We start from the raw sequence: 12543 nt of genomic DNA on the forward strand, positions 1-12543 counted from the left end.
AAATCAGGCCTGAGGCGTAACCCTGTTTTATAAAATTTCATAAAAGTGCTAAGAAAGACCTCTGCGGTAAGGAAGGCGTTAAAGACGAACAATCAACCCCCTCATTTCGTCGATCTTGCTGATCTCACAGGCAATTTAAAATAGACATAGGTTGCTTTCTAGATTACCTTCAAGAAATTTTTAAATAGAGATACACCATCCATACTAGACGACTGTTTTAAGCGGCATTGATAGCAGATATTGTTATCAGACAAATGACATACCACAACCACTTGTATTTTCTTGAATGATTCTTGAAATTAAAAAACATGCCACAAATATATGTGTTCATGATGAGGTATTACTCTTCCCTAGTGCGAGATAATTACTGTTTAAGCTCTATCTTCGGTGCGAGGGCTCGTAATTGTTCTGTAAACATATCAAAGCCGTCTACAAGGGTGTGTTGCATCTCCGATTGTAGGATATCTGGATCGAGGTGTGCTCGGCTAGATAACATAAGCTCAGGAATCAACAGCGTAGCAGATTCTATTATTGGGGGCGTAGCTTCAACTATATCCTTGTATGCGGTCCAAGGGAATTGACGCCCAGCAATCCTAAACGTTCCCCGAACAGGATCTATATCCATCACAAAATCATCCGAGTAGGTGCCTCCAAAAAAGTATCTACCTTCCGAAGTCTTGCAAGCAGTAAACCTTCCTGGTCTGCCATACTCCCTGTACTGAGGAATGTCCACAGCTGGTACTATAAGATCATATGAGCCATGGTAACCTAACTGAGGACCCTTATGGAGCATATTGTAATTGTTTCTGAAATAGTCATGCCTATCTGGAACGACATTATCACCAAAAGGTGCTGCAAATGGAAATCTCATAAGTGAAGTCAAAACCCGAATACCTTTAAATTTCAGCCCACCACCAGTTGAACTGCTCCATACGGACATAACACCTACTTTCATATCGGAGTCCGGTCTGATCAGACAATGCATACTGGCAGCAGAAAATACCTCTCCATCTACAAGGTTAACTTCAAAAACATGTTCCCCTCCATTATCCCCTTCAGAGGAATAACCCTGTAATTTGCTCATTCCTCCTGCTTCGCGCATAACAATTCTGGATTGACCATCGGTCGGATCAATTCTAATACCATAAAACCCCGTGTGATAAAGCGATGGATGTTTGGGAATCCTTTGCCAAATCACCCCAAGATTGTTTTCATTACGCGGATAAGTGTCATACTCATGAGAATCTAACTCTGGCACGATCAACACACCACCACTTGCTGTTGACTCTGCAGCATATAAAGCCAAAACTGCATTATAAGTCTCATTGAACCCTTGAGAATATATGTACTTCATCGATAGATCACCCTCAAACTGCTCTAGCTGAGGGAACTGCAACAAAGCATCTCTAAAAAAACGAGTTTGTTCATTGCTGGGTACCTCACATGTCTTGACCATAGGATTAGCAAAATAGCTATATAGGGAGATTATATCACTGTACCACCCTATAGTATAGTGATGTGTCATAGGCCTGCTTAACTAAATAGCAATTGACTGGTTCTTGTGACAAATAGATTCAATCCCTAAACAGAAGGATTTTCGCAAATATCAATCGGTGCGTGAAACCAACTCCGCCTTCCCCAAGTCGCACTTTGCAAGTGCGACTTGGGCTTGGATCTCCTCTAAGCCTCGCCCAAAGTCACCTCTACCTCGACCTCTTCCCTGTCCCGTACGATCGTCAAAACGATCTTATCACCAGGCTTATAACTCTGAAGAATCGATACAAATGAACCGTCAATCTCAACACCGTCAATCTTCGTAATTAGATCTCGCCTCAACACCCCTGCATCGGCTGCTGGACTACCCTCGGCGACATCAACAACTAGCACCAGAGGATTATAGTTACGGTCATATACAACCTCATACTGGATTCCAAGGTACCCTTTTACAAATTTCCCATACTTCCTATACTCGTCGATTCTCTGCTTCACCCTATTTATCGGCAGAGCAAAAGAGATATTGTCAGCACCGGAAGTAGTTGCGAAGTTAACACCTACCACCTCACCCTGTGTATTGAGCAGTGGACCTCCCGAATTACCAGGATTCACCGATGCATCAGTTTGGATTACATCCTCATAAGTCTTCACTGTGCCAAAGAAGCTTTGACTACCGGTCTCAACTGATCTGTTTAGTCCGCTTACAACACCTTTTGTCACACTGCCTGCATATTCACCAAGCGGCGTACCAATCGCAACTACCGTCTGTCCAACGACCAAGCTATCCGAATTACCCAGATCCATAGCATTTAAGTCCGTTGCATTAACTTCTAGCAGAGCTATGTCGTTTGCATCGTCGGTAGCAATATTCTCGACATCGTACTCCTGTCCATCGCTGGTGATTACCTTATATTCGACTGTACTGTCTGCAACCACATGCTGGTTTGTGATAATCAAGCCACTTGGATCAACTATAAAGCCTGACCCGATATTGCTGCTGTCATCAACTACACCCTCTTCTGCATCAAAGCTCACTCTTGAGACAGCGATTGTCACCACTGATGGCATGCTTTCTTCAACTACATTTACCACCAGCTCCTCTTCGCTTGTCCCTGGAATAAATTCGCTCACCTCTTCTTCGATTTCAACTGGTGCATCTCTACTTGTTAATTCAATGCCGAGCCGCTCCAAGTTATCACCAAATCGAGGGTATAGTCGTGGATAGTAGTAAAAGCCAAGTGCGGAGCCCACGGCGAATATACAGAGCAAGAAGAAGATCACGAATATACAGCCCATAAACATTCGTGCCAGACGATTTCCTCGCCTCGGCTTGCTCTTCGCAGCAACAGTTGCCGGAACCTCCTCTGTCATCAATGCCTCGACCCCCTTTTCAATCTCTTTCTCTGACATCTTCTCAATCTTTGGCACTTCATTGCTCTTCTTCTCTTCCATTTTTGGACACTCTAACAATTAATTTATTCTTACCTAAGCTCCTCAAGAGCTTTCTCTAGCTGTGGATCCTCACCTGCTTTAAATTGCTCATCGGAGATCTCTACAACAATATCTGGCTCAATTGGATTGTCGGTATTGAGCCAAGTGCCGTCAGGAAGCAACCACTTAAGCACAGTAATATGCAGGCTTGATCCGTCTGGATAATCAATAATCGACTGGGCTGTCCCTTTTCCATATGTATTTACACCGATGACTGTGGCTCGTCCCGACTGCTGCAATGCACCCGACAATATCTCAGATGCTGATGCGCTACCCTCATTTACAAGCACAACCATAGGGATATCGGTAAATCTACCCTCACGGTCGGCGACATACTCATCTCGTTGGCCAGCTCTATCTTCCTGCATTGCGATCACCTTCCCCTTCCCTACAAACTCTTCGGCGGCGTAAACAGCAGCATCGAAGAAGCCACCTGGATTGCCGCGCAGGTCCAAGATAATGCCTTTAGGATTCTTCTCTTCAATCTCGCTTATCGTCTGATCCCATATTTTCACCCAATCTGCCAACGATGCCTCTGTAAACCTCGATAGGTCTATGACATAGATTCCAGATTCCTCTGATTCTTCGTAGCTCATGCTTGGCACAGTGATATCGCCACGGGTAATAGTCATCTCGCGATTCTTCCCTTCGCTCGCTCGATAGATCTCAATCTTCACATCTGTTCCTGCTTCACCTCGGATCTTCAATACAACATCATATATAGTGTCATTGCTCTTGATCTCTGTATCATCGACAGCGAGAAGTATATCTCCTGCCTTCAATCCGGCAGCCTCTGCTGGCGAGCCATCCAGAGGCGAGATTACAACAATTCTATTATCTCTATATCCTAATTCTGCACCTATGCCCGAGAAATAGTTACCCGCTGAGCCTTTGGTGAATGCCTCTGTCTCTTCTGGGTCTAGGAAAATCGTCGCAGGATCCCCATATGAGTTCACCATTCCTTTGATAGAGCCGTAGAACATCTCTTTCTCGTCTACAGACATCTCATCGACATAGTCATACTTCATAGTGTTCCAGATTTTCCAGTACATGTCGAAATCCAGGGCGTTTTTGCCTGAGGTTGTCAGATTGCCCCCATCATCGTTGGTATCGCCAGTGAAATCAAAAAGCTTGCTGCCGCTGGTTGAGCTCTTGATGGACTCAGAGCTCCAGACACGCCCCGTCATCAAGCCGACAGCAAAAACCGAGACAACAAGGATTGCGATACCAACCCCGAGCCTCACTTTATCTAATCCGTCGCTGCTTGCAGAAGAGACTTTAATCTTTTTTGGTGATTGTTCTGATTTAGTTGGATGATGTGATTGCTTCTCGGAGCTCATTACATATACATATAAAAATTATTCCACGCTTCCTGTTTGGGAAATTACACAGTTAACGTCAAGATTATCAGTTGCTATATTAACAGAAATTTAACATCCATTAAAACTACCTGGTGCTGACTAGCCGATCCTTATTTACCAAGACAGAAGTGCCACTGCTCCCATCCGGCATAAGTGCGACATATTTCTCATCATCACCCTCATAATCCAGCACCTTACCTGCCAGCGCATAGCTGTCGATATCGTGTGATGAGACGCGTGCTCCTTCAATCAGCCGCGGGTAGAAATTAGCCTTAACATCCTTCGGCCTGACGGCAGAGTCAAAAATATAGAGTGCGCGACCCTTCAGATCCACCCGCACCCATTCCCCTACATTCTTCTCAATCATTTCAAAATACTCTTCGTCGGACTTAATATGCCCGTACCCTCTTAGCACAACCACTGGAATTCCCAGCTCGATTATTGCCTCAATATCGGCAGAGTAAGCGATTATCGCCTCGCAACCCTTCTTGTACAGCTCGGTTATAAGCTTCCTATGATAGTGCTGACCCACAAACACAATCTTTCCCTCATAATCCTCTTCCAGATTGGCCGGCGATGGCACCTCATGGTCGGTAACAATCGAGTGAAGCACACCTGTGACCTGTGAAAAGTTCTCAATATCGTGGAATCCTTCAATATCAAAGATAGGCACCTTCACTGCCTCGCTCTTGATATAGATTCCGGAATTTAGCACCACCTCTTCAACCTCACCGTTGACAGGGCTATCGAACAGGATCCGATTTGCCTCAGAGAGAATATCGATATATCCCATATCCAGCCTTCGGAGACTTACAATCCCATCCGATCCTGCGATCAGTCTCTTGGTCACCAACCCACCAGATGTGAGCTTCTCAGCCAGCAGCTCACCCTCCATTACATACTCGCCCCCTACCCTGCCTACATACTCTGCCGACTTCTGCACCTGCACGCCCAACGCCTTCGGTATATAATGCGACTCGACTATCTTCTTTCGCTCCACTGAATAAAGCTTGTCACCTTTCTTTAATTTGTCGCCGCTTTTGACATACAGCTCGGCACTCCCCTCTACTTCGATAAAGAGAGTGGCCTGCTCTACGATTTTGAATTTGCTGATTGCTCTATTCACCGATCCAGCTGCTAATCTTATTCTTGTTCACACGGTAATCAGGTCCGTAAACCACAGGCTTATATCTCGCGTCTACAACTATTCTATCAATCTGCAACTTCTCTTTCGCCGAATGCCACATAAATCCCTCACCTTTCCTACTACTTTTCTTCTCACCTCCACTCATGCCTAGGAGGCTGCCACCCTCGATGTAAGCTCCCTTTACGAAGTCTCCGTCTATCACATACTCTTCCTTGGGCAGGTCTATATTCGCAATTGAAGAAGCCAGAGCATATACAGTCTTTTCTCCAGTCCCCTTAGTAGTAATATTTGCCATAAATACAGTTTTCTTCTCTTCCGGCCTGCCTGGTATATCCGGCGCGAACAATCGCTCCATCCTCTCTGTAATCTGGCCAAGCGTGACAATGTAATATTTAGCATTCACGCCCTCAATAAACTCATCCGCAAGGGTAAAAACCTCATAATTACTACTAAACATTACATCAAAGCTGCCGCGAAGCTGAAGACCATCAAGAATTGCAAGGTATGTCTGATCTGATTTCAGCATCGAAGGAATTCCACCAGTAATAATGAGCAGCGTAGGCTTCTGACCTTGTCCCATCCCATCAAACAGCTTGGCGCTGTTAAACATCGATAGTAGCTGCACGGTAGCATATGAACGGAGAATATCGAGCAGATTCCTGTTAGAAGTAGATGCATATCGATCACACACTAGGTTTGCCCACTGGTTGTAGACTACACTTCCCTCCGGATCTACAGTCGCAAAGGCCTTCAGGCGAGCATCCTTCAGCTTCTCGATCAACGCCCGATTTGAATCCCAGCTAATCTTTGAATGCGCAGAATCCCATGGTTTATCGTGAATATCAGCCAGATTTGCGGATCGCGTCTTCTCGTTTACCTTGCTTCGGAAAATCTCAAACTTATGCAGGTTTAGGTCGATTAGCAGTGCATCACGATACCCCAACCTTATCGCCAGCTTTGAGAGCAAATCTCGCCCCTTCTTGTTATCCAATACTTCGACGATAACTTCCGGGAAATAGCCGTGAATAGCATTAATGCTCTTACTTCTCTCCTCCAGGTTGCCATCGAATACAAATCTAATTGCGGAGACGCCCTCTCCCTCATCTTCAAACTCTCTCACCTTCCCCATCGAGAATTTCGAGAAGCTATTCTCAAGAAACTCCCATTCAAATTTGTCACCCAATTTCTGCAGATACTCGAGCCAGAAGTCGTACTCACCAACTGGATCGTTCTCCCAATCAATCACCGTGAAATCATTAAATGTATATGACCTATCTATTTCGTAGTGCGAATAGGCAAAAGTGGCGTGCAACCCATATCGGTTGGCGTAGATCGAGAGAAACGCGTTTTTTTCGAGCAGGGAGAGTCTTCCCACGGCAGTCGCTCATGATGTTAATACGTACTAAGGATATCACATTAATAGACCATGCCGCTAACTTATAGTGCGTCCCGCACTATAAGTTAGCGGCATGGTTCTGAGTAAACGAAAACGGTTAGGCCTCTACTGCGACATATGGCAAAAGTGCCATGTATCGAGCTCTCTTAATAGCCTGTGCTAACTCTTTCTGATGCTTGTGACATACACCTGACTTCTCAGTGGAGATGATCTTGCCACGAACCGAGGTGAATTTCTTCAACTGGTAAACATCCTTGTAAGACACATGTCCTACACCACCTTCACAGAGTGGGCACTTCAAATTGAGGTTTACCCTCTTGCGCCTTCTGTGAGACCCACGGTCATCACCAGCTCGCTCGTCCGAGCTCTTATCTTCAAAGTTGCCACCTTCTGTGCTTGTTTTAATTTCTTCAACAGCCATATCAAATAGAACTAAATAAATTAACGATTAGAAAGGTAGATCATCTTCGATCGGATCGGTATCTGCAGCTGGCTCATCAGCAAAATCATCTGCTGGAGCCGAGCTACTTGCTCCTCCGTTATCATCTGATGCGGCAGCGCCATTATCATTTGCGGCTCCGCCTGCTCCACCACTCTTTCCCTTGCTATCTAGTAAGATCATGTCAGAAATTCTGATCTCAGTCTTATATTTTGTCTGACCATCTTCACCTTCCCATGACCTTGTGTTCAATTCACCCTCGACATAGATCTTCATCCCTTTTGCGAGGAGCTGCTGGCAGATCTCTGCCATTTTGTTCCATGCAACTAGATTGTGGAACTGTGTTGACTCCTGGGCATTTCCATCTGCATCTTTCCAAGACTTGTTTGTCGCCAAGCCGAAGGTAGTTACAGCTGTGCCGTTGCCCGTGTATCGGGTCTCCGGGTCACGTGTAAGATTACCGATCAGCATAACCTTATTTAGCGAACGTACTGACATTTAATTAAACTGACAATTTAACTTACCTTTATCTTAAACTAGAAACATTAAAAATTTCTGAAATTTCTAAACTTCTATCTCTTTCTTCTTAATCGCAAGGTTTTTCTCATCTTTATGCTCAACCTTGACGACCATGAAGCGAAGAATCTCCTGCTTGAGGCTTAGCTGCCTTTTCAATTCGGCAACATCCTCAGGCTTCATATTGAGCACGTAGAGGATATAGTAACCCTCGTTATGACCCTTGATCTTGTATGCGAGGTATCTTTTACCCCACACGTCGGTATCAACCAGCTCTCCACCCATCTCGGTGACTGTGGAAATAACGTTCTTGTGAATCGTTTTTCGCACGTCATCAGGAAGCAGAGGCTTCAAGGCCATCATTAGCTCATATTTTTGCATCTTCTCAGCCATGAACCTTCGTCCAAAAATCAAATTAAATCCTTTCCAGAGGCGAAAGAATTGTATCAAATATCATTATACTCCTCAATAGCTGTGTGGGACAAATATTTTTCGGGTATTTCGCGGCAAAACGATGTCGAAAGCAAGGGAGCCTCACATACGGGGTTACGGTTGAAAAATACATATGTGAGGCTCTAAAATCTAGAAGGCAGGCTGTGGGGTGCGTATGAGACGCTTGAAAAATAAGATTAGCAGGACCGCGATCGGTATGGCCGCTAGCACAACCGCTAATCCAGGAAAGAATTTCTCCTTGCCGCGCTCATTGCAATTACGTGCGACTCCCTCCGAGCCTAGCGGACTTTGCCATAACCACTCCGCACCTCCATCATATTCCTCACCACCTAGGCTAGTGAGGAAAAATCCGTTGCTAATCTCCAACAGACCGGATGAGCCCCGAAAGTACTCGAATACTCCGGCCTCGACCAGTGGGGGGAACGCAGTTGCCTTTATCGGGTTTATGATAGATAAACTCGGACTTGAACTCATATTTTCGATAATGGCAGATACTGCTTCAGCGCAGCCAACCAGCTCTACGTCCAATCCCACCTCATTGCTGATCACCGAGACCAGCAAAATCTTCCCACTCCAGGGTCCACTCATGAACCCTCGAAGGAAGGTGATGGTTGCTGGCTCTTGCGAGCTGGCAACCCCAATAAAAACTGAAAGGCACAGCATCAAAGCCGCGCCAAGAACAAAAAACAGTTTGCGCTTCATACGATCTCCTTTTGTAACCCCGACAAAGGGCATTACCCACTCTCAGCATTACAAAAGGAAATCAACGGCTCGATTGCTATATTTTCAAAGAACAAAAACACCCGTAATACACGGATATATACGTTGGAACGATATTAAGGAAACATTAAGCACACAACATGGGAAATCCCGCCCTACCCCTTCGTCGAATGAATCAACACATAATCACCATCCCGCACCAGATAATCCCTACCCTGCGACCTAAACAATCCAGCCTCCTTCACAGCATTAATCCCACCCTTCTCTACTATATCCATTACATTTGCAACGTCCGCAGTCACAAAATTATCAGACAGATCGGTATGAATTACCCCAGCAGCCTCTTTTACAGTTGCGCCAGATCGGATCGACCAGGCATTACACTCTTTTGAACTGCCGGTATAGAAAGTAATCAGTCCTAGACGCTCAAAGCCTTTTCGGATAATATCCTCGATCTGCACAGGTGTCTCAGGCAGTAAAGCTAGATATTCAGTTTTTTCAGCCTCATCCATCTCCGACAGCTCGCCAATCATCTTCACATCTACCTCGAGTATAAAATCTTTATGATCCTCTCCTAGATACTCAAGCACTTTAGCCTTCCAATCAGCGCGCAGCTGCTCGTCAGCACCCTCCTGCACATTTAGCAGGAAGATTCGTGGCTTATTAGTAAGCAGCCATAGATTTTTGAATTCCTCTTCAATTTTTTCATCCACTTTGAAATCAATCGCTGGCTTCCCTTCACCCAGAGATTCCATCAGCCCATCCAAAGCTTGCAACAGCCTTTCTGCATCTCCATCACCTACGCGCGCCTTTTTATTTACCTCATGTCGCTTCTTCTCAACTGTTTCAAGGTCTTTCAAAATCAGCTCTGACTGCACGATCTTAAAATCTTCTAACGGGTCAATTCGCTCATATACATGGGAAATAGTAGAGCTTGAGAAGCTGCGGATTACATACATTACAGCGTTTACCTCGCGGATATGAGATAGAAATTGGTTACCTAGCCCTTCACCTTTTGACGCACCTTTAACCAATCCAGCGATATCTACATATTGAATTGCAGATGGGACTATTTTCTCAGCCTTGAAGAATTCCGACAATTTGGCGAGTCTCTCATCCGGGACCTCAACTATTCCAACATTCTTATCTATCGTGCAGAATGGGAAATTCTCAGCCGGCACAGCCTTTTTTGTTAAAGAATTGAACAGTGTTGACTTGCCTGCATTTGGGAGGCCAACTATACCTATTGATAATGAATGTGATCTTGTTACCATGCCGCTAACCTATAGCGCGGAGCCATACTGGAAAATATGTGACTCCTACTTCTAAATTTACAGCGCAAGTATAACATATGCTCAATGGATTGTGCCGCCACGCTCTAACCGTGCGTATACTTAATCTAGTAGTGAAGTTTTAATGAAAAATTCGCAAAGTGGTCGTTAACCATATTATTGTATCTGGCCAACTATATATGCTTGCTCATTAATTATGGTTAATGAGCCGTGAAATGCTGCACATTATAAGTTAGCGGCTTGAGATACTCTCACTTTGCGAATACAATATTAATCATATGATCAAGCGACTAAACCGCACAAAGTTAATATCACTCTTTGCACTACTACTTCTTGTTGCTACAAATTACCTTCCTCTACCACGAGCATACGCCTCAAACGGCACTTCGACTGACTTTCATGTGAGCGATAGCTATATCTTGGTATATGAAGAGGGTCAAGAGTACATCACTGTTAGCGAGAAGCTCACTATCGAGGCATTTAATGAAAACTACAAATTGCCTGCTGGCACTACACAGCAATTTATAATCCACGACTTCCTGATTAACAGCGACCCTGCAGAGAGAGAATTTAAGCGGAACTCACTAACTGTCACCGATAGCAGAGGCAATCAGCTATCTCCACAGCTCACCGAGATCGATGCAGGCCTCCAATTTGCTATCACTACGCCATACGACATCACCACAGAGAGAGATTACTCAGTCACAATCGAATTTGACACACATGAGCTGGTCAACCTAAATGGCAATATCATCAACTTCTACATCCCGGGCATCCCAGCCGATACCGAGCTCAAGACCGTCAACAAAAATAATGGCGTCACCTTCACCTATGATTATGACGCCGAGCTAAGCATCCCTGATAGCCTGCCACAGGCAAGCTATGTTGCCCCACGTGAGATTTCTACTACTGAATTGGGCGGCTCACGAGTTTTCAAGCTAGATACAGAAGACCGACTCGGCGAGACTGGATGGATTCAGATCGGCACGGAGCAGTTCTACTACTTCAAAATGGTTCAGCGTACGCCAAAAACTGACCTACTTATACCCCCTGGGGTAAACGATTACACCGAATATCTCTCTACCAATATATACCAGCTCCCTCTGCCCCGTACCTATGCCGAGACCGATCAGGAGGTATACTTTTCGGATCTTTCGCCCAAGCCATCAAGGATTGAGATAGACGACGAAGGGAATGTGATCGGATATTTTGAAGTGCCGGCCAATCAGAATGGAGAGATCAAAATTGAAGGGTATATCACACTGAAAAGCGAGAGCCAGAATGAGATCCCAAGCGTTGAGCTAGATGCCTATTTAGAGAGTGTCCGCAATAACCCTGCCCTAGAGCAGTACACCCGATCAGATAGATATTGGGAGTCGGACAGTGATGAGGTGATGGGAATTGCTGCCGAGCTAGCCAAGGATAAAACCACCCTTTCAGAGCTAGTGCGCACCGATTATGAATATATCGTCGAGACTTTCGATTATAGTTACGAGAAGGTTGAGGGTGAGAACAAAAGACTTGGTGCGGTTGCCGCGCTTAATGGCTCAGAGGCTGTATGCATGGAGTATGCCGATGCACTGATTGCCATATTGAGGGCACAGGGTGTCGCTGCCAAGGCTGCTGTCGGATATGGCAACGACCCAACAGGCGCCGAGAACAGCATCGGACTCGAAGAAGCAACCGAGCAGAATATCGCCCACCAATGGGTACAGGTATGGATACCAGAATATGGTTGGCTCTCACTCGACCCTACCTGGGGAGAAAGCGGACGAGTCTACATAGGTGGCAATCTAGACCATATCCTCTGGTACACGATAGGAAATTCAAGCCAGGACTACATAGGCACAGCACTTAGCAGTGCCGACAATATTAGCTCTGAGTCATTTGAAAACTACGACCTCTATCTGCAAGCCCTACCAAAAGGAAGCATCCCAGAAATTAGCCAGCTCATTCAGGTTGACCAGCTGACCTCTCAGTTCTCAGCAGATGACGATGCCTTTTCAAGCTATCTGAAGACCACACCTTTAGGGAAATCAATCGTGATCATTGCGCCAACCTGTGCAATGCTGCTTTTCACATTTCTGATAGTGACCGTAGCAGTAAGGATGGCGAAAAAGTATTTAATCGTTCACTCCCCCCGCTAACTCATAATGCGCAGCATTTCACGGCTCATTAACCATAATTAATGAGCAAGTATAGTGCGATCTAGCCCATATGGCAGCAGCTGGTCG

General features: G+C 45.3%; 11 protein-coding genes. 1 reads left to right on the top strand and 10 read right to left on the bottom strand.

The genetic code is table 11. The features are described 5' to 3' along the window. Positions 1-364: 364 nt before the first annotated feature. From QY318_01100 to ychF, 10 genes are all read right to left on the bottom strand, one after another. Positions 365-1456 carry a hypothetical protein gene (locus QY318_01100; GenBank protein WKZ31354.1) on the bottom strand — a complete coding sequence of 364 codons (1092 nt, stop codon included), beginning with the start codon at positions 1454-1456 and terminating at the stop codon, positions 365-367. A gap of 224 nt (positions 1457-1680) precedes the next feature. Beyond that, entirely contained in the window at positions 1681-2946 is a 1266-nt protein-coding gene (locus QY318_01105; protein WKZ31355.1) for a trypsin-like peptidase domain-containing protein, read from the bottom strand. Positions 2947-2975: 29 nt separating this feature from the next. Then, positions 2976-4325 (bottom strand): S41 family peptidase, encoded by a 1350-nt coding sequence (locus QY318_01110; protein ID WKZ31356.1) that lies wholly within the window; start codon positions 4323-4325, stop codon positions 2976-2978. 106 nt (positions 4326-4431) lie between these two features. Next, a complete protein-coding gene (locus QY318_01115; GenBank protein ID WKZ31357.1) occupies positions 4432-5472 on the bottom strand; it encodes a hypothetical protein in 1041 nt (346 codons plus the stop codon). Further along, positions 5465-6868, bottom strand: a complete 1404-nt coding sequence (locus tag QY318_01120) for a hypothetical protein (protein WKZ31358.1) — start codon at positions 6866-6868, stop codon at positions 5465-5467. The genes QY318_01115 and QY318_01120 overlap by 8 nt, the downstream gene beginning before the upstream one ends. A 118-nt stretch (positions 6869-6986) precedes the next feature. Then, on the bottom strand, positions 6987-7310 hold the full coding sequence (gene rpsR / locus QY318_01125) for a 30S ribosomal protein S18 (protein ID WKZ31359.1): 324 nt from the start codon (positions 7308-7310) through the stop codon (positions 6987-6989). A 27-nt stretch (positions 7311-7337) separates the two neighbouring features. Then, entirely contained in the window at positions 7338-7826 is a 489-nt protein-coding gene (locus tag QY318_01130) for a single-stranded DNA-binding protein (GenBank protein WKZ31360.1), read from the bottom strand. A 66-nt stretch (positions 7827-7892) separates the two neighbouring features. After that, entirely contained in the window at positions 7893-8237 is a 345-nt protein-coding gene (rpsF, locus tag QY318_01135) for a 30S ribosomal protein S6 (protein WKZ31361.1), read from the bottom strand. Positions 8238-8426: 189 nt separating this feature from the next. Further along, positions 8427-9032, bottom strand: a complete 606-nt coding sequence (locus QY318_01140) for a hypothetical protein (protein ID WKZ31362.1) — start codon at positions 9030-9032, stop codon at positions 8427-8429. Between the two features lie 140 nt (positions 9033-9172). Next, complete coding sequence (ychF, locus tag QY318_01145; GenBank protein ID WKZ31363.1) at positions 9173-10291, bottom strand: redox-regulated ATPase YchF; 1119 nt, start codon at positions 10289-10291, stop codon at positions 9173-9175. Between the two features lie 296 nt (positions 10292-10587). Between ychF and QY318_01150 the strand changes: the two genes are divergently transcribed. Next, on the top strand, positions 10588-12456 hold the full coding sequence (locus QY318_01150) for a transglutaminase-like domain-containing protein (GenBank protein ID WKZ31364.1): 1869 nt from the start codon (positions 10588-10590) through the stop codon (positions 12454-12456). Positions 12457-12543: the final 87 nt, after the last annotated feature.

It is taken from the genome of Candidatus Dojkabacteria bacterium (genome assembly GCA_030583845.1).
GTDB lineage: Bacteria > Patescibacteriota > Dojkabacteria > SC72 > JAHDCA01.

What these genes read in the sequence shown, in the direction of transcription:
- ychF (WKZ31363.1), bottom strand. Translation starts at nt 10,291, where the DNA reads ATGGTAACAAGATCACATTCATTATCAATAGGTATAGTTGGCCTCCCA.
- QY318_01130 (WKZ31360.1), bottom strand. Translation starts at nt 7,826, where the DNA reads ATGTCAGTACGTTCGCTAAATAAGGTTATGCTGATCGGTAATCTTACA.
- QY318_01100 (WKZ31354.1), bottom strand. Translation starts at nt 1,456, where the DNA reads ATGGTCAAGACATGTGAGGTACCCAGCAATGAACAAACTCGTTTTTTT.
- QY318_01150 (WKZ31364.1), top strand. Translation starts at nt 10,588, where the DNA reads ATGATCAAGCGACTAAACCGCACAAAGTTAATATCACTCTTTGCACTA.
- QY318_01105 (WKZ31355.1), bottom strand. Translation starts at nt 2,946, where the DNA reads ATGGAAGAGAAGAAGAGCAATGAAGTGCCAAAGATTGAGAAGATGTCA.
- rpsF (WKZ31361.1), bottom strand. Translation starts at nt 8,237, where the DNA reads ATGGCTGAGAAGATGCAAAAATATGAGCTAATGATGGCCTTGAAGCCT.
- rpsR (WKZ31359.1), bottom strand. Translation starts at nt 7,310, where the DNA reads ATGGCTGTTGAAGAAATTAAAACAAGCACAGAAGGTGGCAACTTTGAA.
- QY318_01140 (WKZ31362.1), bottom strand. Translation starts at nt 9,032, where the DNA reads ATGCCCTTTGTCGGGGTTACAAAAGGAGATCGTATGAAGCGCAAACTG.
- QY318_01110 (WKZ31356.1), bottom strand. Translation starts at nt 4,325, where the DNA reads ATGAGCTCCGAGAAGCAATCACATCATCCAACTAAATCAGAACAATCA.